This is a genomic window from Ligilactobacillus ubinensis (assembly GCF_024160875.1).
Classification (GTDB): Bacteria; Bacillota; Bacilli; order Lactobacillales; family Lactobacillaceae; genus Ligilactobacillus; species Ligilactobacillus ubinensis.
The window spans coordinates 1-25330 of the sequence record NZ_JAIULA010000013.1; the positions used below are offsets into that span (position 1 = coordinate 1).

Consider the following 25330-nt stretch of genomic DNA (forward strand, 5'->3'; position numbering starts at 1 on the left):
GCACCAAAAGTAGGTAGTTTATTAGGAGGGATAAATAAGAAATTTGCTTTAATTGGAATATTAAGTGGATTGACATTGTTATTGGTTACCCCGTTGTTTACAATTGGGATTTTAATATTAAGCACTTTTAAGAGCATTTTCAATAGTTGGCTGACTGGCATGTATGTAAGTCAAAATGAGTTGCCAAGAGATAAACGTATCTGGGTTAAATATACTATTCAAAGTATGGGAAGTATAATGCATCAATTTATTTTAATGGTTATAGGTTCTTTACTGGTTTTTGAAAATCAGTCATCAATAAAACATTTTTTTGTTATTACTAGTCAAAAAATCCCTACAGTAGAAAGTAGAGCTTTGATGACAAATTGGAATGAAATCGCAACAGGAATCCTATTGATTGCGCTAAGTATTTATGGATTAAGTTCTATAATCAGATTAAAAGTAAAATGATGATATATTTAATTGCAAATTTATACTTAAATTTAGGAAATTAAAATAAATATTTAGCTTGGGTAGGATAAAAACTGTTATCCAAATGGATAACATTCAAAAATAGAGGGACAACTTTGAAGTAAAAACGAATTAATAATAAATAGTCTCATTTCCTTAATCGAGGTGGGATTTTTGTGTATGCTTTCATTTTTAAAGTTTTTTGAATTATTTTTGGCTAAAAAATAAGCCACATGAAGTGACTTATTTTGTCGTGCTGAAATTAAATCTATGTTAATCTATTGAATCTTTGAGTGCCTCTTTTGTTTCCTCCAAACTTTTGAAACATCTAACTACGTTATTGACATCTTTCAGGACAAAAAACCAAACTTTTTGCCTTTGGTCAAATCTTAAAACTCCATATAATTTTCCATTAACTAAAACTTCAATTTCTTTGCTATCTATTTCATTAAATTCTATTTTTCTCATTTTGAACCTCCATCTTTCTTTTTCTATTTACCTAACAGAATTATAATAACACCGTTGCTATCATAAAAAAAATAAGCCACATAAAGTGACCTAATTTGACCCACAAAATGACCCACTGGAAAAAATATTTAGTAGGTTTAAAACTGGTTTTATATTTTTGGATTATTTGATTAATCGCACATTTAGCTTTTAAAATATTCAAATAGGTATGTTTGTGTTTAAGACTATGATAAAATGATAGGTATATTTAGTTAAGAAGTAGTTATCCTATTTAAACTTTATAGAAGTTGAATAGAATAGACAATAATAGATTGTGAGGAAGAGACTGTGAAACAGATTTTTTCAAGAGACTTCTGGCATCTACCAGACTTCATGAAAAATGAACGTCTACGCTTGGTAGCACTTCTTTTGTTAGGCTTGTCTTTAACAGGAACAATAATGGCATTTGTGATTAACCTTGTTTGGGGTTTTGTAATATTGCTGTTGGTGTTAGTGGTTATTATTCTTGCTTATGGGGCATTGCGCCAAATAACAGAAAGTACAAATGAATATTTATCAGACTTATCTTATCGAATTAAGCGTGGCGAGCAAGATGCGCTTATTAAGATGCCTATCGGTGTTCTTTTTTTTAATGAAAATGCAGAAATAGAGTGGGTAAATCCAACATTACAACGTTACTTTGGTAAAAATGATGTACTTGGAAAATCAATCAATGAGGTTGATGAGCAATTAGCACAAATGATAGTGAAGTACAAAGATGAAAAGCATGCAGTTGAGGTTGAGTTACATAATGGCTTTTTTAATTTGTTAATTCAAAATGATATTCATGCAGTTTATTTAATGGAAGTAACACATTATGCAAAAATTCAGCAACGCTATGATAATTCACGATTAGTCATTGGCCAAATTTTCTTAGATAATTATGATGAAGTTACGAAGTCTTTAAATGATAAGGCTATTTCCAATTTAAGTAATTATGTGACGAATGCTTTGTCTGATTGGGCTCGTCAATTTAAAATGTTTTTAAAACGGGTTGATGACGATCATTATTTCTTTATAGCATATACACAGGCGTTAAATGAATTAGAAAAAGAAAAATTTAAGGTTTTAGATCGAATTAGGGAAAGTACTTCCAAACGCAATAGTCCTTTGACACTTAGTATGGGAATCGCTTATGGAAATGAAAATCTAGCAGAGCTATCGACACTATCACAAAGCAATCTAGATTTGGCATTAGGCCGTGGTGGCGATCAAGTAGTAGTACGTGAAATTGATGGACAAGCCCGTTTTTATGGTGGAAAAACTAATCCAATGGAAAAAAGGACGCGCGTTCGCGCTCGCATGATTTCGCAAGCTTTGCAAGAATTAATTCATCAATCTGATCAAGTATTTGTAATAGGACATAAACGCCCAGATATGGATTCAATTGGTGCTTGTTTAGGAATTAGGCGAATAGCTGCGATGAATAAAAAGGACTGTGAAATTGTCCTAGATCAAGAAAATTTACATTCGGATATTGAGCGACTACTAAGTGGATTACAACAGTATCCGGAAATCAGAAATAAGATTATTTCACCTGAAGAAGCGATGGAAAAAGCAACTAAGCATAGCCTACTGATTATGGTTGATCATTCTAAACCATCGATTTCAATTAGTAAAGAGCTTTATGAAAAAATGAAGAATAGGGTAATGGTAATTGATCACCATCGCCGCGGGGAAGAATTCCCAGAAAATCCAATTTTGGTTTACATTGAACCATATGCAAGCTCAACTTGTGAACTAATTACAGAAATGTTTGAATATCAATCACGAGAAACAGAGCCAATCAATAAGATTGAGGCAACAGCGATGTTGACAGGGATTATTATTGATACAAAGTCATTTTCAATTAGAACAGGGACACGGACCTTTGATGCAGCAAGTTATTTGCGCTCTGTGGGTGCGGATTTAGGGATGACAAGACACTTTATGAAAGAAAGTGTTGATAGTTATCTACAGCGCAACCATCTGATTGATCGAGTTGAGTTTGTTGAAAAAGGCAATGCTGTTGTTGCAGGCGAAGAAAGTAAAAGCTATGATCCGGTGGTTGCTGCACAAGCTGCTGATTCGCTTTTGAATATTAGTGGAGTTGAGGCTTCATATGTAATAACACGGCGTGCTGATGGTCAGATTGGTATTTCAGCCCGGAGCAATGGCAACATCAATGTTCAAGTTATTATGGAAAAAATGGGTGGTGGCGGACACCTATCCAACGCAGCTACCCAGATTTCAGGTGGTAAAATTACAGATACAACAAAAGAACTACTTGAAATTTTGGTAAATGAGCGTGAAAATGAAGAAGAAGCCGAATAAAGTAGGAGGATTTTGAGATGAAAATTATTTTTACACAAGATGTTCGCGGTAAAGGAAAACGTGGCGAAATAAAGGAAATGGCAGATGGATATGCTAATTTCTTAATAAAGAATAACAAAGCAAGACAAGCAAATGCAGCTGCTATGAGTCAATTAGCAGGACAAAAGAGGGCTGAAGCTAAGCGGGATGCAGAAGTTTTGGCTGAAGCTAAAGATTTGAAGCAAAGATTGGAATCAGGCGATTTCGTAATCGAATTAAAGGCAAAAGCAGGTTCGGATGGACGCCTTTTTGGTTCAATTACGAGTAAGCAAATTTCCCAAGCTTTGGAGAAACAATATGGTTTGAAAATCGATAAGCGCAAAATGAATTTGAAAGAACCAATTCGTTCAATGGGTTACGTCAATGTACCAGTAAAGCTACATAATGATGTAGTTGCTAAGATTAGAGTTCATATTTCAGAGAAATAAACATAATCTAGTAAAAAAGAGAAGCTGAGAAGAATCTAACTCTTGCTTCTCTTTTTTACTGAAATTTTACATGCTTTAGACTATAATTATAGGTATGAGTCAATTAAGAAGGGAAGACATCTGAGAATGGATAATGAGATGATTGAGCAAAACCTACCCCCACAGAGTTTAGAAGCAGAGCAAGCGGTATTAGGAGCGGTGTTTTTAAATTCAGATGCTTTAGCTGATGCAATGGAATATGTGGAAGCTAAAGACTTTTTTAGACGAGCTCATCAACTGATTTTTCAAACGATGGTGGATCTAAATGATGCTGGTGAAGGAATAGATGTTTTAACTGTTCAAAATAAACTAGCCGAAACTAGTCAACTTGAGGACGTTGGTGGCCTTAAGTTTTTGATGGAACTAGCACAGTCCGTCCCAACAGCTGCAAATGTGGCATATTATGCGAAAATAGTTGAAGAAAAATCAATGGGACGCAAGTTGATTTCAGCAGCAACAGATATTATTAGTATGACACGTGATCAAAGTGATGATATGCCAACTGTTTTAGATGCAGCTGAACGAAAAGTGATGGATGTTGCAGAAAATAGTAATCGCAGTGGCTTTAGAAAAGTTGCTAATGTACTTGATGAGGCATTAAACGATGTATATCGGTTATCAACCCAAAAAGAGGATATTATTGGTTTGGCTACTGGTTATCGTGATTTTGATAAAATGACGGCTGGATTGCAAAATGATAACTTAATTATTATAGCGGCCCGCCCAGCTGTGGGTAAAACGGCTTTTGTCTTAAATATTGCTCAAAATGTTGGTGTTAGTACAGATAAGGCTGTTGCAATATTCTCACTTGAAATGGGTGCGGAATCATTAGTTAATAGAATGTTGTGTGCAGAAGGTTCGATTAAAGCCAATAACTTGCGGACAGGTCAGCTAACAGAAGAAGAATGGGATAATTTAACGATGGCATCAGGGGTATTATCAAAAACAAATATCTACATTGATGATACACCCGGAATAAAAGTCGCAGAGATAAGGGCAAAGTGTCGACGCTTAGCCAAAGAAACAGGTAATTTAGGACTAATCGTGATTGATTACTTGCAACTGATAGAAGGCTCTAATAAAGAAAGTCGGCAACAAGAGGTTTCCGAAATTTCAAGGCAATTAAAGAAATTAGCGAAAGAACTATCGGTTCCAGTAATTGCGTTATCACAACTTTCAAGAAGTGTAGAACAGCGCCAAGATAAGCGCCCGGTTTTATCAGATATTCGTGAATCTGGCTCAATCGAACAAGATGCCGATATTGTTGCCTTTTTATATCGTGATGATTATTATCGAGAGAATAATGATGAGGATGATGACGGTCCTAAACAAGCGCCAGATGATGATGCCAATGATGCGGGCGAGATCGAAGTAATTATTGAGAAAAACCGTGCAGGAGCTCGCGGGACAGTTAAACTGTTATTTTTAAAATCATATAATAAGTTTGTTAATATTTCATACCAAACTCAAAATTAGTTTAAACATAGGAAAGACAATATTTGAATTCAAAATTATATTTTGGCATAAAAACAGTGACCCTCCAAAAGGTTAGATTTATTAATCCAACTTTTTGGAGGGTACTTCATTTTCTTAAAATTGGTCTGGCATCAACATATAGATGATGAGCATACAAGATTCTTTAATACTGGAATAAGCTTATTTCGCTGTTTTTAGTTTATTCGTTAACAATAAAGTTGGTAAAATAATCATTAGCGCAGCAATGGCAATCACGAGAAAACCTTGTTGAAAAGATGCTAATCGAATACCCTCCAAGTGACTGTTTATAAACGCTTGCATATGAGCAGAACTAACATGAAATTTACCCAATTTTAGATGATGTTCAAATACATTGACTTGGTGGTTAGAATATGCCGTGACAACTGTCGAAATCAAAGCAGAACCAAACGCACTTCCAATATTCTGAATGATTCGAGTACCAATCGTTGCTGCGGGTATTTGCTCTGAGCGCATACCTGTATATGCATCTGCCATTAATGGTGTCAAAATGCCACCGGCACCAATTCCGCGGATAAACAAAATTACTGCTATGATCCAGTATGATATCTGCTGATCAAACCAGTAAAAAGGTAAGGTTCCAATAAAGGTAATCACGGCACTCCCTAAAACAACATATTTAGCTCCAATTTGATCAGTTAGTTTTCCAGTCAGCGTTCGTGAAAATAACATACCTAATCCTTGAGGTAATAATGCCAAGGCTGCATTAATAATACTCATATCTCTGACATCTTGGAAATAAAGTGGTAACAGTAGCATTGCACCGTTTAAAATAGTGCCCGCGATAAATAGCCCCAAACCAGAACCATCAAATGACACAAATTTAAATAGTTGTAACGGAACTACAGCTTGCTCTTTGCGCCAAACAGCCCAAGCAACATAACTGATTAGAGCAATTACACCTAATAGTAACATGTTAATACTCGTGGTATTATTAAAACAATCGGTATGGGCTACGTTAACTAAACTATAAATTACTGCACTGGAGGCCGTGATTAGTAATAAAATGCCGACAAAGTCCATTTTTGCTTCTCGATTTTGTGCAGGATAGTGTGGCATTTTCCATATAATCAATGCTAATGAAATCAAGACCACTGGTACATTAATCCAGAAAATCCAGTGCCAAGACATAAATTTTATGATGATACCACCAATGACTGGACCAATTAGTGGTCCAATAATCATTGGTAAACCAACTGTTGCCATCATTTGCCCCATCACGGCTGCTCCAGCCGTTTGAACAATTAAGGTTGTGAGCAGTGGCATAATTAGACCACCTGCGAAGCCTTGAATTAAGCGTGCAACGATCAATAATTGAATGTTTGGTGCGAGCGCCGAAAAAATTGAACCGATACCAAACAAAACTTCGCCAAATATGAAGACTGCTTTACCATCAAATTTATTGAGTAGCCAACTTGAAAAGGGCACTGCGACACCAGTTGCTAGTAGATAACCAGTAACTGCCCATTGTACTGTAGTCACATTGCTGTGAAAACTATCTGCTAAGTTGTTAATTGCGATATTGATCATTGTTGAATCCAATAATGGTGCCATTGCCCCAAAAACCACAACCCAAGCAATTATCATGGTGGATTTAGGTATTTTAGTTTGTTTTTCCATATTTTCCTCCTGATTTAAGAAACTTTTAGTATCTTAACCCTATAACTGGTATAATACTCTATATAAAGTAAAAGTCAATAAGAAACTTTTGGTATCTTAAAATGGAAAGGGAGAGATATTGTATGACCAAAACACGCCGTCGTGGAGCTGAACTCGACACTGCTATATATCAAGCTACTCGCGATATTTTAAATCAAAATGGACTTGACCAACTAACATTTGCCAATGTAGCAGAACGAGCTGGAACAAGTAAGCCCGTAATCTATCGTCGTTGGAGTTCCCCACTTGAACTTGCGATTGAGGCAATTCAAGATCAAATCATCACGGAGAATCATGGTAAGTTGGATGAGATAGTTTTGACGGGAACATCGCTTTCCGAGGATTTATTCCAGGTATTCAAACGGTTCACAACCAGTATTAACACTTTCAACCAAGCGCAGGTCATTACTTGGGTTCAACATTTCAATCAGCAAAACACTCCGGAAATCGCAAAAATGATTAATGACGCAAAACAAATAGATACAAATATAATCAAACAGGTATGTCAACGTGCACAAAAACGTGGCGAATTGCGATCAGGAACTTTATCCCATGAGTTACAAATTATGCCGTTCGACTGGCTCCGTTATCGAGCATTTGCGAATGAACCAATTACGGATACAATCTTGCAGCTACTAGTTGATGAGTTGTTGGTGCCAGCTTATCAACGTGCATTAGGCTAGTTAATCATTTGGACACTAAGAATACTCAGGTTTGGAAATTAATTGCTAAAACTGGTGGTTTATTCCATGGATAGCAAAAGTTCTGCTAGAAAACTATTTTTAACGTTTCATAGCAGAACTTAGCTTAAATTATTTTTGTGTATCTGTGTAATCATCTAGTTAGTGGCCGTGCCCTGTCCACTTGAAAGATTATTTATAGAATATACTGTTGTTTTGTACTTTTTAACGTAGGTTTAGTAGCCAATGGATGAACAAGATTATTGATACTTAAAAGTTCAGTAACGGTTTCTTTAGGTAATTTAACATCATTTTGTAGTAAAAAGCGGATTGATTTGTGAGACTTTAGTGATTTTTTGACTAATTTTGTTGCAGCAACATAGCCAATTTGTGGAGAAATGGCAGTAGCAATTCCTGCTGATTGTTCAACCATATCTAAACAACGCTTTTTATTAACAACTAAATCTTTAAGGCAATTTTCATTTAAGGTATCAAGCGCACCAGACAGCATTGAAGCTGATTCAAATAAATCATAGAACATTACGGGCTCAAATGCATTAAGCTCGAGTTGTCCGGCCTCAGAGGCAAGTGAAATAGTTGTATCATGACCAATTACTTGATATGCAACTTGAGTAACGACTTCTGGAATAACTGGATTGACTTTACCAGGCATGATTGATGAACCGGCTTGTTTTTTAGGTAATTGTAATTCAAACAATCCAGCTTGGGGGCCGCTACCTAAAAGCCGTAGATCATTGCAAATTTTAGAAAGACTAATTGCTAGACTTTTATATGCTGAAGAAAGTTGAACGTAGCAATCAGTATTTTGAACAGCATCACTTAGATCAAGGGCTTGTGTTAATGGTAAATCAGTTAAGGAACTTAATTCTTTAATAGCATATGAGGCATAATTGCTTGTTGCAGTAAGTCCGGTCCCGATGGCAGTTCCACCTAAAGGAAGGCTTAATAAAGCATTACGTGCTTTTTCAATGCGAGATGTATCGCGTTTAAGAAGTGAATAATATGCATGAAATGTTTTCCCGAAAGTTGTTGGAACAGCATCTTCAAGTTGTGTCCGTCCCATTTTGACAGTCTCATGATGTTTGGTTGCAAGGTTAGATAAAGTAATACATAATTTGCTAAGATTGGTAAGCAATTTATCACTAAAATCGATTAAAGCTAAATGACCAGCTGTAGGATAGACATCATTAGTAGATTGTGCCATATTGACGTCGTCATTTGGATGTACAAGTTGATACTTACCTTTAGTTGCGCCTAGAATTTCGCCAGCTCTATTAGCTATGACTTCGTTAACATTCATATTAGTGCTTGTACCGGCACCACCTTGAATTGCAGGTGTAATAAAATGACTTGCATATTTAGAATAATCTACTAAAATTTCTTGACATGCTTGGAAGATAGCGCAATATTTAGTTTCACTAAGAGTACCAGTTTGGTGATTAGCAGTTGCAGCAGCTAATTTAACCAAAATCATCTTCTTGATTAGTAGCGGATTAACGGTAGCTTTTGTCACTGGAAAATTAGCAATTGCACGTACTGTATGAATACCATAGTAGGCAGAGTCCGTAACACCTTGTTTACCGATAGAGTCTGTTTCAATTCTCATTATTATAAAGCCTCGCTTTGTTAATTTAGATTACATGTAATAATTTATCACATATATTTTCGCTGTAAATACTTCAGAATAATTAGCATGATAAATAATGAAAGGAAGGTCTGATAGTTTGTTTTAATATTAAAAAACAGTTACGGACTTACGAAACTAAACTTCATTTAGATTAAGAGGACGTTCAGGGACGGGGGAAGAAAAAACGATTTGTGTCTGTGTTTCGCCAAAATGATGAATCTTGTTAATAAAATCATCTAGTTCTTTAGTTGTTTTGAAGTAACAAGTTATTATTTGAGAAAATTCACCAGTTACACAATCACATGCAACAACATTTGGAACAGTTTCTATATAAGGATAAAAGTTAGGCTTATCCTTAGGTGAGAGCTTCAAACTTACGAAGGATTTAATAGGATATCCAACAATATCATAATTTACCAAGGCACTATAATTGCGGATGAAGCCTTTTTGTTCTAGACGATTTAAGCGTGTAGAAACAGCTGGCGCAGAAATATAGCATAGTTCACTAAGTTTCTTCAAGGAAATACGCGCGTTTTGCTGGAGATTAGTCAAAATTTTTAAATCAATGTTATCCATAAAAAGTCACTCCTTAATATAATCTATGTTATTAAATATAACATAGATTGATGAGAGTTTTTTATTTAAGAAAAAGATATTTTATATGATAAGAATATTTACGTATAGTTTTATAACATTACTATTCAAAAGGGAACCTTTGTAATAAAATGAAAGGCAAGTAGTAATCTTTAGATAATCGAATCGGAAAGGGTTAATTGATGGATACAACGTTGTTTATAATAGCTATGGCAATTACCGAATTGATCACATTTCGGATGCTGAGTGAAATAAAGCTAAATTGGTTTTATACAATGATATTTTTAGTGGCAGTTATAGCTTTACCAATGGGGATACCAGATTATGGCAATACCTTAGTAATTGGTGCAATTTTTATAATTGTCTTACTTAATGATAGAAAAGAACGACAGCAAAGCATTGCAGCATATCTTTTTTATAGTATGTATACTAAGTTAAGCATGATGCTTTTTTTAGAGGTCGTTTTTTATATTGAGATTGAACTATTAGGATTAACCAGTTGGACTAATGTCAATGATTGGTGGGGCTTAGGCAATACTATAGTGGTTTTATTAATGCAGATTTTTGTTATAAAAACTGTTAAAACGGATTTAGACTTTTTACGCAGTGAGTATAAATTACAACATTCATATGTTCTATTTACGTTAGATGGTTTAATGGTAGCATATTTGATTTGGTCATTACCGATTGTTAAGATCCCAGATAAAATAAATGATAATATTATTTTTGAATTTGGGCTTTTAGCGGTATTCTTATCGTGTTGGATTTATCTTCATTATAATAATATCTTATATAAAAAAAGACAGATTAAAGAAATGGAGCAACGTGAGTTAGCTAATTTAGTAGAGTATACACAAAAAATTGAAACGTTATATTCGGAGTTAAGGCATTTTAGACATGATTATTTAAATGTTTTAGCGGGGTTAGATGCAGCGCTTAAAAATCAAAGCTTATCAGAAGTAAAACAAATCTATGACGACGTTTTAATGTCTTCTAAAAAAGAGATAACTAAGAATAAATATAGTTTAGGTGCATTGAGCAATTTAGACGATGAAGCTTTGAAGGGATTAGTATCCAGCAAATTAATTCCAGCTGTTGAAGCGGGAGTGAAAATCGAAGTTGAAGTACTTGATGAAATAAAAAATACAACACTAACAACACTTGATCTAGTTAGAATAGTAGGTGTTTTCCTAGATAATGCGTTGGAAGCAACTCTTAAAACATCTGAAGCGTGGATAAAATTCAGTTATTTTGAAGTTGATACGGTACAACATCTGATTGTTGAAAATAGTATTGCTCAAACAAAGATAAGTATTGATGAAATTTTTGAAGAAGGGCAGACAACCAAAGGAGATGGCCATGGGATGGGATTAGCAAACGTTAAAAATATTCTTGCTAAGTATCCCCAAGCACACTTAGTTACAGATATGAATGAAAATAAATTTAGACAGGATTTGATTCTTATATGAATATTGTTATTTTGGAAGATAATCTTTTACAACAACAAAGAATGGTGCGTGTGATTAACGAAATTGTAGCAGAAAGAAAATGGGAACAAGTACATATACAAACATTTTCTAATGGGACAAGATTACTTAACTCTTTTCCGTTAGCAAGCCCGCAAAATATTTATTTTTTGGATATTCAGGTGCAAAATAATGATAGAGGCGGACTTGAAGTGGCAAAGAAAATTCGAGCAGCAGATGCATATGCTGCGATTGTTTTTGTGACCACACATTCAGAGTTTTTAAAAACGACATTTGAATATAAAGTTTCAGCCTTGGATTTTATTGCAAAAGAAGATGAGGATAAGTTCAAACAAGAAATAGCAGTGTGTTTAAGTCACGTGAAAAAACAAGAGCTAGCTGATTCAAAGGAAGTATTTCATTTAGAGTCACGCTATGCTGATATTACATTACCCTTTGCAAGCATTTATTATTTTGAAGTTGAACCTGGAAGTCATCGTGTGACAATCCGAGCACATAAGCGTAGATTAGAGTTTTATGGAAGTTTAAGGGAAATTGAAGGCCAAGATGAACGTTTTTATCGAGTGCATCGTGGAATAATTGTTAATTTGCAAAATGTTAGAGGAATAGATAAAAGTAATAATTTGGTACTATTTGATGAGGGTGTTAGTTGTGCAATTTCACGACGCAAGGTGCGTAGTTTAAGTAAGATATTGGCTAAGTGTCATGAATAAACCAGTCAGGCTGTTTGACCAACCGTTTATGCTGTAGAGCTTAACAAATTAGAAAAAGAAGTGGATAATAATTAGAAAATACTATAGAAATGTTAAAGTTAATAAACTAATTAGTAGTTTTTGAGCTATATCGGCTGATGTTTTGAAAATATAACGGGGGTCATTGAATGTTGCAAAATATAAAAATGAAGCAAACCATTAAGAAGATAGATACTTTGTTAGACATTATCGTTATTCTTTTGATGGTAATTTATTTATTTAACAGACAGCTTTTTAGCGTTTGGTTTATCTATTTTTTATGGGGCGTAAAATTTATTCTTACATTATGTACAGCAAAATCCAATGATTTATTGATAGCTATATCTCAAGATGGGTTGGTTATACTAGTATTTATTGCTTTTATTTATGCTTTCCATTAAGCTGTAATTAGAGGTGAGGGCATGAAAAGTCGAAAATATATAGCAGAGACGGCAGTGGCATTGATTGATTCTTTTGATAAGTTAGCACCACAAAATAAAGAAATCCAACAATTGACAACTTATGCACAAAAAAAATTAGCTGCAAGGCAAACAGCACCACAAAATATTTTTGAAAAAATAATCCCTTTGATTTATAAAGTAATCCAACAACAAAATTTAAATTTAAGTCCTGAGGCTTTTAAAGTTTTGAAGCAAATGGAAATTTTAGCGCGTGAGAAAACTATTTTACCTTTTAAAAGATATGATCCATGGGACTGAATGGTGATAAAAGTATAAGATGGCAAAAACCTAGATATCAGATTTTTTTGATATACAGATTCTTGCCATCTTTATTTTAGTTTTGAAGTTATATTTAATGGAAAATAGGACTGAATTTTAAATTAAAGTTCGTTAATTTTAAATTTATTAAGAATCATCACTATAAATATTCGGATTTTACTTGAATATAAAACGATGATTTGCTACAATGAGCAAGGTGCTAAAAGTGTTTTATTACTTTTGGAAAGTTCTTAAAGTGTAGTAGACATAAATTAATGAGGTGAAGACAAATGTCATCAGTAGTAGTTGTAGGTAGTCAATGGGGCGATGAAGGAAAAGGGAAAATTACAGATTTTCTAAGTCGTGATGCAGAAGTTATTGCTCGCTATCAAGGGGGAGATAATGCAGGGCACACAATTGTGTTTAATGGAGAAACATTCAAGCTGCGTTTGATTCCATCTGGAATTTTTTATGCTGAAAAGATTAGTGTCATCGGTAATGGAGTAGTGCTAAACCCTAAATCTTTAGTCAGCGAATTGGAATATCTAACCAATAAGGGTGTATCAACTGCAAACCTACGAATTTCAGATCGTGCGCATGTTATCTTACCTTATCATATTGTATTAGACGGATTGCAAGAAAAATCAAAAAAAGGAAACAAGATTGGAACAACGAACAAGGGAATCGGACCTGCTTATATGGATAAAGCTTCGCGGGTAGGGATTCGTGTTGCTGATTTACTTGATCGTGAAATATTTGAAGAAAAACTACGAACAAATTTAGAAGAAAAAAATCGGTTGTTTGAAAAATTTTATGATGCAGAACCACTTAAATTCGAAGATATTTTTGAAGCCTATTATGAATACGGGCAGAGTTTTAAGGATTATGTAACTGATACATCAGTTGTATTAAATGAAGCACTTGATGCAGGTAAGCGAGTATTATTCGAAGGTGCACAAGGAGTAATGTTAGATATTGATCATGGGACTTATCCTTTTGTCACCTCATCTAATCCAGTTGCCGGTGGAGTAACAATAGGTAGTGGCGTTGGACCATCAAAGATTGATAAGGTGGTTGGAGCATGTAAAGCTTATACTTCCCGTGTAGGAGATGGACCTTTTCCAACAGAATTATTTGATGCAGTTGGCGATAGAATTAGAGAAGTTGGTCATGAGTATGGAACAGTAACAAAGCGTCCTCGTCGGATTGGGTGGTTTGATAGCGTAGTTATGCGTCATTCAAAGCGTGTGTCAGGATTAACTAATCTATGTTTAAATTGTTTAGATGTTTTAACAGGATTAGATGAAATTAAGATATGTACAGCATATAAACTTGATGGACAAGAAATTTATCATTATCCTGCTAGTCTAAAAGAATTGGCTAATTGTCAACCTGTATATGAAACATTACCAGGTTGGACAGAAGATATAACGGGTTGTCATACACTAGAAGAGTTACCCGTGAATGCGCGTAACTATATTCATCGAGTTCAAGACTTAGTGGGAGTAAAAGTATCCACTTTTTCTGTTGGACCCGATCGTGAACAAACAAATGTCTTAGACAATGTATGGGCACATATCTAAATTAAAATATGATAATATGAAAAGCTAGGGAGAAACACTCTCAGCTTTTTTTGTGCTATCAAAACTATTAGTTGCATAATTATTATATTATACATAGTAGTGATAAAATTTAGGGAGCTTTTTAACGTAAAGCTAGTTTTAAATAAAAAAATAGAAGTTTAAAAATTATAAGATAATATAATTTTTTTAATTCATTTAGGTGAAAGTTAATATGTAGGTATTTAGTTAGTAATATGCATCTAAAATGTATATTTGCAAATTTAAAAGCAGAAAAAAATTTTTTTAGGCAATAGAAGCTTGCTGCAATGCATTTATTTCAAATATATTTATTTTTTTAACAATATTAGTACTTTTCTTTTACTTAAAAGCGCGCTAAAATATAAAAGTAGTCATTATTAAGAACGTACGTTTGATAGGATTGGGGTTAGTTTTTAATTCTTATTCAAACGAGATATTGCGGCAAATTGATATATACTAGGAATAGGGAGACGATATAAATGGCAATTTCATTGGAAGATTCAACGGAAGACCTTGTCGAACAAGTAATGTCAGAAAAAAAATGCAGTTATGAAGAGGCAATAAAGCTCTTACTGGAATTAACGCAGGACTAGAACGTCATTTGTTTAGATAATATCTAGAAAAAAATAGCTCAAGAAAAGTTTGGTGAAGGTTCGCTTGATTTTTCTCGAGCTATTTTATATTAAGTTAGTGAATGTCCCATGGGTGTTGCAATGATAAATTACGTTGGAAATCTTTTTGTTTTAAATAAGCAGCTTGACGTGCTTTTTTACGGGAGATGTAGCCTGAACAAATTAGTTTTTCTTCAGCGGTAACAGGAACGATATCGCCTAGAATAACCTTTTTATCTGGAACAACAAAAGTAAGAAAAGCAGTTGAACCAAGATAGCGTTCACCTGTATCAAGATGTTCACCGATGATTTTAGCAAAAACTTCAATGGATCTTGTTCCTGCACCGGTTACATAAGTTTCTATACAAAATGAATCGTTAAGTACAAAGGGTGCAATAAAATTTAATTCATCCAAAGAAGCAGTAACGGTATCAGCTCGACCTAAACGAGAAGCAGAAATCGAAGCTGTTCCATCTAAAATCTCTAACAGTCTTCCGCCGTAAACGGTCCCATGTTCGTTCAAATCACTAGCCAAGACACGATGACTTGTTATGGCTAAAGTGTCACGGCAAGTTAATTCTTTTTTAGACATAATAGTATAAAACCTCCTATATACAATTAGAAAACAAGATACCTAGTAATTTTGTTTAGTTCAAGTTTAGCAAATCCAAAAGGTAAAAGGCTAGTTCTTTTAAAAAAATATATTTTAGCTTACATAATAATATCTTAATTATAATAATTTATTGGTTAAAAGCGATATCATGATAGCAAATAAGATTTCAGTGTGTATTTACAAACGTTCGTAAACTCTATATACTAGAAAAAGTTTATATGTCTTTAAGAAATATTTCATTGTTTAATTTTTTTAGGAGGTATTATTGTGTATTTAGCGATAAACATTATTGGCCTTATTATTTTTCTTGCAATTGGTTGGATTTTTTCGAAAGATAAAAGTGCAATTAATTGGCGTGCTGTTGGTATAATGGTTGTTTTTAATCTATTTTTAGCTTGGTTTTTAACCAGTTTCCCAATTGGTCGAATAATTGTAAAAGGTGCTGCTGCAGGCTTTGATGCATTAGTCCAGGTCGCATATAAAGGGATTTCTTTTGCATTTGCTAATATGGTTGATGTAAAATCAATGGATTTCTTCTTCTCTGTTTTAATGCCAATTTTATTGATTGTTCCATTATTTGATATTTTAACTTATATTGGTGTTTTACCTTGGTTTATTAAATTAATTGGTCGTGGTTTATCGTGGGTAACAGGTCAACCTAAATTTGAATCATTTTTTGCGGTTGAAATGATGTTCTTAGGTAATACAGAAGCTTTAGCTGTTTCATCATTACAATTAAAGCAGATGAAAAAAGAAAGAACACTTACGTTAGCGATGATGTCAATGAGTTGTGTGACAGCTTCAATTATTGGATCGTATACTTCAATGATGCCTGCACAATTTATTTTAACGGCTGTTCCAGTGAATGTGGTTAATGCATTAATAGTTACAACGATGCTAAATCCAGTTACTGTAACTAAAGAAGAAGACACTATTGCAACAATGCATAGTGAGGCTGCTGTTGAATCTGGTGATGTTAATGCCTCTGGCAAACGTGAGCCATTCTTCTCATTTTTAGGCGATTCTATTTTAGGTGCCGGTAAATTAATTTTAATTATTTGTGCTAATGTTATTGCTTTTGTGGCATTAGCTGCATTGGTTGATAAAGTGTTAGGTTCATTTAATTCATGGTTATCATTAGAACACATTTTGGGGATCATCATGTTCCCATTTGCTTGGCTAATGGGCTTACCTGTTAATGATGCTTTCCGATTTGCTCAATATATGGGAACTAAATTGGTTACAAACGAATTTGTTGTTATGGGTGAAGTAACCAAGACAATTAAAACAGCTGCATTTAGTAACCACTTTAGAGCTGTTTTAACAGTATTTGTTACTTCCTTTGCTAATTTTTCAACAGTCGGAATGATTATTGGCTGTTTCAAGGGAATAGTTAATAAAGAAAAAAATGAATTAATTTCTAAAAATGTTGGCTATATGCTCTTATCAGGTATTTTGGTTTCATTATTATCAGCAGCAATGGTTGGTATTTTTGTTTGGTAATTTAATGATATTATGTAATTAAGTATTTAAAAATAAGGGAGTCTAGGACGAGATTGAAGTCCTAGATTTTTTTATCTCAAAATAGCCAGTACTGAATATGCGACCCCAAGCAGGTAGTCACGCTTAATAGGCATAACAAGATAATTTAATCCCTAGATTACTGAGTTTATGTCATTAATGTTTTCTAGCTAACTGCTTTTTGTTTTATCATTGTATCTTTGCCTTTTAATATTAATATAAGGGTGCAAATGGTTAGAAGTATGGTATAGTTTGAGTAAATATTATTAGTAGCAATTAGGCGAGGAGTTGGAAAGATGACAGAGATCAGGTTTCATAGTGTTTTTGATATAATTGGGCCTATTATGGTAGGACCAAGTAGTTCACATACGGCTGGTGCAGCTAGAATTGGAAAAGTTGTTCGCAGTATTTTTGGAGAACAGCCAGAGATTGTTGATATCTATTTGTATGAATCATTCGCAAAAACATATAGAGGCCATGGGACGGATATTGCGTTAGTTGGTGGTGTTTTGGGAATGGATCCTGATGATGAAAGACTACATGACTCATTAAAAATAGCACATAGTTTGGGAATTAAAGTCTTCTTTATACCAAAAAAAGATAAAGCAAGCCATCCTAATACGGTAAAAATGGTATTAACTAAGGGCGATAAAAAGATGTCAATAACTGGGATATCAATTGGTGGAGGAAATATCCAAATTTCTGAATTAAATGGCTTTAAGATATCTCTAAGTATGGGAACACCAACGTTTATTATTGTACAAAAAGATGTTCCAGGAATCATAGCACATATAACTGAGGTGTTATCTAAGGTGCAGACTAATATTGGAACAATGACGGTAACTCGCGAGTCTAAGGGAGAAAAGGCGATTACAATTATTGAAGTGGATTCTCCACAAATTAATAGTACTGTCAAGCAACTATTACAGCTTGATGATATCTATAGCGTCAATTATTTTGATTAAGGGGCAAAAATATGTTTTATACAATAAAAGAATTAGTTAAACAAGCACAAGAATATTCATCAATTGCCGAGTTAATGATTGCTACAGAAATGGAAAATACTGGTCGTTCGCGTGAAAAGATTGTTGCATTAATGGAGAAAAATCTAGAAGCTATGGAACAATCTGTACGAAAAGGAATTGCAGGTGTAACCTCGATTACAAAATTGACAGGTGGAGCAGCACCTAAATTAGACAAGTATTTGAAAACAGGTAATGCTTTATGTGGTGATACAGTGGTAAAAGCAGCTCGCAATGCGATTGCGGTTAATGAAGTTAATGCACAAATGGGGATAATTTGTGCAACCCCCACAGCAGGCAGTGCAGGTGTTTTAGCAGGTGTTTTGACGGCAGTCAGGGATAAACTGGAATTATCACGCTATCGACAAGTAGAGTTTTTATTTACTGCAGGTGCTTTTGGATTGGTGATTGCTAACAGTTCTTCAATAAGTGGTGCAGAAGGAGGCTGTCAGGCAGAAGTAGGCTCTGCGAGTGCTATGGCCAGTGCAGCGCTAGTTACAGCTAAAGGAGGGACGCCTGAGCAAGCAGCTCAAGCAGTTGCAATAACTCTTAAAAACATGATGGGTTTAATTTGTGATCCAGTTGCAGGGTTAGTTGAGGTTCCATGTGTTAAACGTAATGCTATGGGAGCAACACAAGCCTTGGTCTCAGCAGATATGGCTTTAGCGGGAATAACGAGTGTTATTCCACCAGATGAAGTAGTTGAAGCAATGCATAGAGTAGGGATGCAGATGCCATCAATCTTTAAAGAAACAGCAGAAGGTGGATTGGCCACAACACCTACAGGTTTAAAATTGGCAAAAGAGATTTTTGGCGAGAAAAAGAATTAGCAATCGTGGCTAGTGATTCAATATATACAATATGAGTTAGACGTTTTTTATCTGTAAGGAAAGAAAATCGTGTTTAGACTCATATTTTTTTATAATTAAATTATATTAGATAAGGGGGTTACGACTTGTGTCAAGAAAAAAACTCTTGCACATCTTCAAAATTCTTGGTATTATATTTCTTGTTGGTAAGTGACTTAATAGCACTTTGCTGAATCAATATGGGTGGTTAGCTCAGCTGGCAGAGCAACGGACTCTTAATCCGTGGGTCCAGGGTTCGATCCCCTGACCACCCATTGAAGAATTTCTTCATATTTTATTTTGATACATTTAGATATTGGGTGGTTAGCTCAGCTGGCAGAGCAACGGACTCTTAATCCGTGGGTCCAGGGTTCGATCCCCTGACCACCCATCAGAGATTTACAAAGTGACGTTTAAGCGCCACTTTTTTTATATCCTGATTTGCATAGATAGCAAAAGAGTCTGAGAAAAAAATCTCAGACTCTTTTTATCTCTAAATACTTAGTAAGCGGCAGCAAGTTGCACTTAATCATGTAAAATAACTCCCAAGTTATTCAGAGTACCTTTTTAATCTGCTTCAGCTAATCATCTTTTGATTTTTGTTGTAGTCATGCTAACGATGATTTTTTTGAGTAGTTTGATAGATTGACTTAACAAAGAAATAAAGTATCGGTGTGCAAATTGCAGTTGATATCGAATTAATGACTGTTGCGGGAAGGCTGAGAAATGAGGCGACAATTGCTGTTTTGAGAACAGTACCAGCCATTAAAGACTCGACAATAGTTGTACAATAAGATGTGAAAATTTTTGTTATTCCTGCGACTAGTGAAAGGATAACAATATTTTTTTTGCTATCATTATATTTAAACGCTTGGAACAAGCCTGAAATAACATAAGCAACAACGATCACTTCGAGCATTGTAAGCCATGAAGTGGCGGCGTAACCATTTAGAATGTCAAAACCACCTAAACCAATAATCCCGGCTAACATACCATTGCGCCTACCTAAAAATAAAATACCCACAGCAGTTAATGTGTTGCCAAAGTGAATGAAAGGACGCCCAACCATTGCGGGAATTGGAATACGTAAAGCCCAAATACCAATATAAATAAGTGCAGAGAATAATCCGGTTAAAATAACAGCGCGTAGAGAATTTTCTTTTTCGTACATAATATCACTCCTTTGTTTCTTTAAGTTTGGCAAGTAAGTCAGGTAAGCCAGCAGCATAGTTAACCCCGTAACGAGGGTCATGCTTTGCAGATGTGTGTTTAATTGCTGTATAAATAAAATCTATGGCCGTATTTGCACAATGATATAGAGGCATAGATGCTAGTAGACACGCAAGTAACACACTAGCAAACAAGTCGCCTGTACCAAAGAAGGTGCCATCTAATTTAGGCTTTGTTAAGCTCCAACTAGAAGTATTCTTTCTTTCAAAACCAACTACTCCAATTGTAGAGTCCTTTAAGGTTAATCCAGTAATCAAAACAGCAGGAATTTCAAATTTCTCAGCTATTTTTTGCGCAAGCTTTTTGGCTTCATTAATGCTTATTGTAGCAGTATAAAGTTTGGGATCATTTAACAAAAATGCAGCCTCTGTTAAGTTAGGTGTGATAATCGAAGCCTTACGGATTAGTAGCCGCATTTTAGCAACATAGCTTTGATTAAAGCCGCGATATAATTGGCCATGATCTCCCATAACAGGATCAATTAATAGCAAGTTATCAGGTGGATAAAAGTTATGTAATTCGGATAACCAAACATCTAGTGGGTTCATACCCAAATAGCCTAAGTAGATTGCGGGAAACTTTAGGTCTAATTCTTGCCAATGCTGCAGAATTTTAATCATTTCAGGTGCTAAATCAAGATATGTATTATCACCAAAACCGCCAGTATGTGTAGATAGCAGGGATGTCGGGAGAACATTTGGTTGAAAACCGCATGCTCCAAGCAACGGTAATGCGACACTAAGTGATACTTGACCAACACAGGAAAGATCTTGGCTGATTAAAATATTAGCTGACATTTTTAACTCCTTAACGTATAGAAATTAGTTAGCTCAAATTGGAGCTTGGTAGTATTATAGCATGTTTATGAATAAAAATAAGTAAATGTAGTCCATAATCAGATAGATGAAAAAGTTTTCTAGGATTGAGAATTAAGGCTGTTAAAAATGTTTAGGTTTTTGCTAAGTATTTCCATTCCTTGGTTTTAAACAAACAATGGTTTATAATATGTAAGAGTATAGCTAATAATAATTATCATTACTTAAAGCGACAATTAAGATAAGTGTTCTTGCTTGTTGTTGATAATGGTTTATTATGGTTTTGATGATGATAGGAAAAAAGATTGGACAAAAATCCTTCAAGGAGAATTATTACAATGAAGAAAATTTTAGTAGTAGATGATGAAAAACCTATTTCAGATATCATCAAGTTTAACTTAACTAAAGAAGGTTATGATGTATATACTGCGTATGATGGTGAAGAGGCTTTGCAACAAGTAGGTGAAGTTAATCCTGACCTGATTATTTTAGATTTGATGTTACCTAAAATCGATGGGTTAGAAGTTGCGCGTGAAATTCGAAAAACACATGATATGCCAATTATCATGGTAACAGCTAAAGATGCAGAAATAGATAAAGTGTTAGGACTTGAAATGGGTGCAGATGATTATGTTACCAAACCATTTTCTAATCGAGAGTTAGTAGCTCGAGTTAAAGCTAATTTACGCCGCCAGTCAGCGGTAACTGCGAATAACCAAAGTGAAGAAGATGATGCTAATAGTGATATAACGATTGGTGACTTGACAATTCACCCGGAAGCATACATGGTTTCGAAACATGGTGAAAAAATTGAGTTAACCCACCGTGAATTTGAATTGTTATATTATTTAGCCAAACATATTAGTCAAGTGATGACGCGAGAACATTTATTACAAACTGTATGGGGGTACGATTACTTTGGTGATGTACGGACAGTGGATGTAACAGTGCGCCGATTACGTGAAAAAATAGAAGACAATCCAAGTCGACCAATCTGGTTGGTGACTCGCCGGGGAGTAGGTTATTATTTGCGGAACCCTGATGTAGAATAATGAAGGGATAAGTTAAAACATGGGTGTGAACAAGAAATTACACTTTTTTCAATCAATTCATTTTAAGATAGCTCTGGTATTTGCGTTATTACTCTTAATAACGTTCCAAATAGTAGGGGCTGTTTTTGTGCAACGGCTAAAAAGTGATAATATTAAGTCTTTTAAACAGCGGGTAGAGTTGTCAACGTATATTGATAACTCACTTATTAGTAGTTTAAACAGTACTAATACCACTGAAGCAAACAAAAAAATAAAAAAAGTCTTTGAAGATATTAATAATGAAAATATCAGTGAAGTTCAAGTTGTTGATGCTAAGGGAACTATCCGCGGCGATAGTGATGTAAATACACATTCGTTGGTTGGCCAAAAAACGACTGATACAGAAATTAAGCAAGTTATTTATAATGGGCGAACATTTACCAAAACTACATATGATAAAAGTGATAATAATCGATATTACATCTCGATTACACCACTATTAAGTGCAAGTGGGAATACGAATACGGTTGTGGGTGCAGTTTACGTTAAGTCTAATATGGAAACTGTTTATGACTCTATCAATAGTGTAGTTGTTATTTTTGCAACAGCTTCTCTAATTGCGACAGCAATTGGTTTAGCTTTGGCAATTGTAATTTCACGGGCGATTACACGACCAATAGACGAGATGAAAAAACAGACAACACGAATTGCACGGGGAGATTACTCTGGGCAAGTGCATATTTATGGAACAGATGAGTTAGGTCAATTAGCACAAGCGGTAAATAATTTATCTGTGCGAGTGGAAGAGGCACAAGAAACATCAGAAGCTGAACGACGGCGACTAGATTCAGTTTTATCACATATGTCAGATGGTGTGATTGCAACAGATAGAAGAGGAAATATTACGATTATCAATGAAATGGCATCAGATGACTTAAATGTCAATGCAGACGAAATAATTGGTAAATCGATTCTAGATGTTTTAGATATTCGTTCGCAATATACACTACGCGAATTACTAGAAAATCAAGATGAAATTATTTTAGACTTTTCAGATGTTGAGCATGAACAAGTTTTAAATGCATATTTTTCATTGATTCAAAGAGAGTCAGGTTTTATCTCGGGCCTAGTTTGTGTGTTACATGATGTTACTGAACAACAAAAAATTGATCGAGAGCGGCGGTTATTTGTTTCAAATGTTTCGCATGAGTTGCGAACACCATTAACTAGTATGCGTAGTTATATTGAAGCTTTAAATGATGGTGCATGGAAAGATCCTAAAGTCGCACCAGCTTTTTTACAGGTTACTCAAAACGAAACTGATCGCATGATTAAAATGATTAATGAATTGTTAAGTTTATCCAGAATGGATTCAGGACGAGTTCAATTAGAACTAGAATTAGTTAACTTGAATGAACTGTTTAATTATATTTTGAATCGCTTCGATATGATTATTGATAAAGATAATAGTGATAATCAGAAGGAAAATGAAAAGAACTATACAATTAAACGTGATTTTACCAAGCGCGATTTGTGGGTAGAAATAGATACAGATAAATTTATCCAAGTGATTGATAATATTATGAATAATGCGATTAAGTATTCTCCAGATGGTAGTGTAATAACATGTAGATTATTAGAAACGCATAATCATGTTATTTTGAGCATCACAGACCAAGGCTTAGGAATTCCTAAAAAGGATTTAGGCCATGTGTTTGACCGATTCTTTAGAGTGGATAAAGCCCGTTCACGTGCACAAGGCGGAACAGGATTAGGGTTGGCTATTTCAAAAGAAGTTATTGAGATGCATAATGGCAAAATTTGGGTAGATAGTATTGAAGGTAAAGGATCAACATTTTATATTTCTTTACCATACGAAGAGTATGAGGAGGATGCATGGGATGAAGCTTAGCAGATATTTATTACCATTTGGTCTTATTATTGCACTGGCTATTAGTCTCATGTTCTCGTATTTAATCTGGATTAATCCGGCCACCACGCAAAGCGTTGCGACTTCAACGAGTAATTCTAATGAAGCAAATTCGATTGTTAATACAACTCAAAAGAAGTTCAGTGATATTTATATACCTACAAGCATTGTTTTCAATGCTGAAAAAAAGATATATCAATTATCTAATGACAATGTTGACTTAACCATACTTGCTAAAAACCAATTGGCAAATTGGAAATATGGGAGTGTGACACGAAAAAAAGAACTCTCACAAGAAAAATATCAGGCTATATTAGAACAAAGCGATGCCATTGTGTTAAGTTATTCATCTTCTGTAACATTAGGAGCATTGAATAAAGTTTTTGGTATTACAGCTACAAAATACAATAATGCAGGTGTTTCACGAATTGTTGTACCTCTGACCTCAAAGAACAAGATATATCTATTAAATGACGCAAAACAATATGTATATACTGTTAAGGTAAAGAAAAGTACACAGAAAAAGTTATTAGCAATGACGCTAAATAAAAAGTACACTAGGACGGAAATAACTTATCAAAAAATGGGCGATAAATATATTCGTAATTATACGAATGGAATTAGAATTTCGCAGTATAGTTATTTGTTAAATAAAGAAACGGCAGGATTGTTTGTAACTCGTTTGCTTGGTACGAATAGTTCAGGTTCAATCACTACAAAAGAACAAACCAATGAAACAACATACACGGATAGTGCAACACAACGATTGACCATTAAAAAGAAAACAGGGGCAGTAACATATGCTAATTATTCATCGAATTCACAAACACTATCATTTAATGATTATCTAAATCAAGGATTTTATGAATTAAAGAATATCGGTGTATCTTTGGATGATGTTCGGTTTGCTAATTATGATAGTATCAAGCACACGGTTACGTTTAGAAATTATATTAGTGGTTATCCGGTGATTGCTGATAACAATGATGGTTTATATAGTGTACAGTTGTCCAATTCGGGAGCAGAAAGACTTGAGTTTTCAGTATACACATTACAAATTCCAGTTCCAGCTGCAGGGTCTGCCATTGAGTTACCAGCAACTAATTATGTAATTAAAAGACTACTAAATTATGGCTATGATAGTAGTAAAATAAAAGACATCGAAATAGGGTATACGTGGAATGACAATGTTTCTTCGTCACAAGTGATTGATTTAAAGCCAACGTACTTTGTAAAATATAATGGTGAATGGATTGATTACGAGGATATGCTGAACGCAGATGATTAGAAGGAGGATAA

22 protein-coding genes, 2 tRNA genes and 1 pseudogene are annotated in these 25330 nt (G+C 34.5%); 18 read left to right on the forward strand and 7 right to left on the reverse strand.

The genetic code is table 11. The features are described from left to right. Positions 1–450 (forward strand): annotated as a pseudogene (locus LB941_RS07300) (hypothetical protein); the annotation flags it as partial. Between the two features lie 273 nt (positions 451–723). Here LB941_RS07300 and LB941_RS07305 read toward each other — a convergent pair. Beyond that, positions 724–918: a hypothetical protein gene (locus LB941_RS07305; protein WP_253360766.1), complete on the reverse strand. Its 195-nt coding sequence runs from the start codon at positions 916–918 to the stop codon at positions 724–726. A 327-nt stretch (positions 919–1245) separates the two neighbouring features. Here LB941_RS07305 and LB941_RS07310 point away from each other — a divergent pair, with 327 nt between their 5' ends. The 3 genes from LB941_RS07310 to dnaB all read left to right on the forward strand — a co-directional run bounded on the left by LB941_RS07310 (position 1246) and on the right by dnaB (position 5252). After that, positions 1246–3270, forward strand: a complete 2025-nt coding sequence (locus LB941_RS07310; RefSeq protein WP_253360768.1) for a DHH family phosphoesterase — start codon at positions 1246–1248, stop codon at positions 3268–3270. Between the two features lie 17 nt (positions 3271–3287). Beyond that, entirely contained in the window at positions 3288–3737 is a 450-nt protein-coding gene (gene rplI / locus LB941_RS07315) for a 50S ribosomal protein L9 (RefSeq protein WP_253360770.1), read from the forward strand. Between the two features lie 126 nt (positions 3738–3863). Next, positions 3864–5252, forward strand: a complete 1389-nt coding sequence (gene dnaB, locus LB941_RS07320) for a replicative DNA helicase (RefSeq protein WP_253360772.1) — start codon at positions 3864–3866, stop codon at positions 5250–5252. Positions 5253–5432: 180 nt separating this feature from the next. Here the strand turns inward: dnaB and LB941_RS07325 are convergent, their stop codons facing one another. Next, positions 5433–6911: a DHA2 family efflux MFS transporter permease subunit gene (locus LB941_RS07325; protein ID WP_253360774.1), complete on the reverse strand. Its 1479-nt coding sequence runs from the start codon at positions 6909–6911 to the stop codon at positions 5433–5435. A 122-nt stretch (positions 6912–7033) separates the two neighbouring features. Between LB941_RS07325 and LB941_RS07330 the strand changes: the two genes are divergently transcribed. Beyond that, on the forward strand, positions 7034–7633 hold the full coding sequence (locus LB941_RS07330) for a TetR/AcrR family transcriptional regulator (protein WP_253360775.1): 600 nt from the start codon (positions 7034–7036) through the stop codon (positions 7631–7633). A gap of 193 nt (positions 7634–7826) precedes the next feature. On the opposite strand, the gene LB941_RS07335 is transcribed toward LB941_RS07330, so the two are convergent. Further along, on the reverse strand, positions 7827–9257 hold the full coding sequence (locus LB941_RS07335; protein ID WP_253360776.1) for an aspartate ammonia-lyase: 1431 nt from the start codon (positions 9255–9257) through the stop codon (positions 7827–7829). A 156-nt stretch (positions 9258–9413) separates the two neighbouring features. Further along, a complete protein-coding gene (locus tag LB941_RS07340; RefSeq protein WP_253360777.1) occupies positions 9414–9854 on the reverse strand; it encodes an Lrp/AsnC family transcriptional regulator in 441 nt (146 codons plus the stop codon). Positions 9855–10054: 200 nt separating this feature from the next. Here LB941_RS07340 and LB941_RS07345 point away from each other — a divergent pair, with 200 nt between their 5' ends. From LB941_RS07345 to LB941_RS07365, 5 genes are all read left to right on the forward strand, one after another. Further along, the gene (locus LB941_RS07345; RefSeq protein ID WP_253360778.1) at positions 10055–11341 is read left to right on the forward strand and encodes a sensor histidine kinase; all 1287 of its coding nucleotides are present in this window, start codon (positions 10055–10057) and stop codon (positions 11339–11341) included. Then, positions 11338–12072, forward strand: coding sequence for a response regulator transcription factor (locus tag LB941_RS07350; protein ID WP_253360779.1), 735 nt, complete (start codon positions 11338–11340; stop codon positions 12070–12072). Before LB941_RS07345 ends, LB941_RS07350 begins: the two co-directional genes overlap by 4 nt. 167 nt (positions 12073–12239) lie before the next feature. Further along, positions 12240–12491, forward strand: a complete 252-nt coding sequence (locus LB941_RS07355; protein WP_253360781.1) for a hypothetical protein — start codon at positions 12240–12242, stop codon at positions 12489–12491. Positions 12492–12512: 21 nt separating this feature from the next. Continuing rightward, a complete protein-coding gene (locus LB941_RS07360; protein ID WP_253360783.1) occupies positions 12513–12809 on the forward strand; it encodes a hypothetical protein in 297 nt (98 codons plus the stop codon). 290 nt (positions 12810–13099) lie between these two features. Then, the gene (locus tag LB941_RS07365; protein ID WP_253360785.1) at positions 13100–14392 is read left to right on the forward strand and encodes an adenylosuccinate synthase; all 1293 of its coding nucleotides are present in this window, start codon (positions 13100–13102) and stop codon (positions 14390–14392) included. 705 nt (positions 14393–15097) lie between these two features. On the opposite strand, the gene LB941_RS07370 is transcribed toward LB941_RS07365, so the two are convergent. Then, on the reverse strand, positions 15098–15613 hold the full coding sequence (locus tag LB941_RS07370) for an acyl-CoA thioesterase (protein ID WP_253360787.1): 516 nt from the start codon (positions 15611–15613) through the stop codon (positions 15098–15100). Positions 15614–15901: 288 nt separating this feature from the next. Here LB941_RS07370 and LB941_RS07375 point away from each other — a divergent pair, with 288 nt between their 5' ends. The 5 genes from LB941_RS07375 to LB941_RS07395 all read left to right on the forward strand — a co-directional run bounded on the left by LB941_RS07375 (position 15902) and on the right by LB941_RS07395 (position 19416). Beyond that, positions 15902–17137: a NupC/NupG family nucleoside CNT transporter gene (locus LB941_RS07375; RefSeq protein ID WP_253360789.1), complete on the forward strand. Its 1236-nt coding sequence runs from the start codon at positions 15902–15904 to the stop codon at positions 17135–17137. A gap of 314 nt (positions 17138–17451) precedes the next feature. Further along, positions 17452–18120, forward strand: coding sequence for an L-serine ammonia-lyase, iron-sulfur-dependent subunit beta (gene sdaAB, locus LB941_RS07380; RefSeq protein WP_253360792.1), 669 nt, complete (start codon positions 17452–17454; stop codon positions 18118–18120). A gap of 11 nt (positions 18121–18131) precedes the next feature. Further along, on the forward strand, positions 18132–19007 hold the full coding sequence (gene sdaAA, locus LB941_RS07385; protein WP_253360794.1) for an L-serine ammonia-lyase, iron-sulfur-dependent, subunit alpha: 876 nt from the start codon (positions 18132–18134) through the stop codon (positions 19005–19007). A 220-nt stretch (positions 19008–19227) separates the two neighbouring features. Then, positions 19228–19300: transfer RNA gene (locus LB941_RS07390), tRNA-Lys, on the forward strand. Between the two features lie 43 nt (positions 19301–19343). After that, positions 19344–19416, forward strand: a tRNA-Lys gene (locus tag LB941_RS07395). Between the two features lie 222 nt (positions 19417–19638). On the opposite strand, the gene LB941_RS07400 is transcribed toward LB941_RS07395, so the two are convergent. Beyond that, the gene (locus LB941_RS07400; RefSeq protein ID WP_253360795.1) at positions 19639–20196 is read right to left on the reverse strand and encodes an ECF transporter S component; all 558 of its coding nucleotides are present in this window, start codon (positions 20194–20196) and stop codon (positions 19639–19641) included. A 4-nt stretch (positions 20197–20200) separates the two neighbouring features. Further along, positions 20201–21052, reverse strand: a complete 852-nt coding sequence (locus tag LB941_RS07405; RefSeq protein WP_253360796.1) for a pyridoxamine kinase — start codon at positions 21050–21052, stop codon at positions 20201–20203. Between the two features lie 356 nt (positions 21053–21408). Here LB941_RS07405 and yycF point away from each other — a divergent pair, with 356 nt between their 5' ends. The 3 genes from yycF to LB941_RS07420 are packed head-to-tail and all read left to right on the forward strand — an operon-like array spanning position 21409 to position 25319. Continuing rightward, positions 21409–22122: a response regulator YycF gene (gene yycF, locus LB941_RS07410; RefSeq protein ID WP_253360797.1), complete on the forward strand. Its 714-nt coding sequence runs from the start codon at positions 21409–21411 to the stop codon at positions 22120–22122. A 19-nt stretch (positions 22123–22141) separates the two neighbouring features. After that, entirely contained in the window at positions 22142–24013 is a 1872-nt protein-coding gene (walK, locus tag LB941_RS07415; RefSeq protein WP_253360798.1) for a cell wall metabolism sensor histidine kinase WalK, read from the forward strand. Then, positions 24003–25319, forward strand: a complete 1317-nt coding sequence (locus LB941_RS07420; RefSeq protein WP_253360799.1) for a YycH family regulatory protein — start codon at positions 24003–24005, stop codon at positions 25317–25319. Before walK ends, LB941_RS07420 begins: the two co-directional genes overlap by 11 nt. Positions 25320–25330 lie beyond the last annotated feature (11 nt).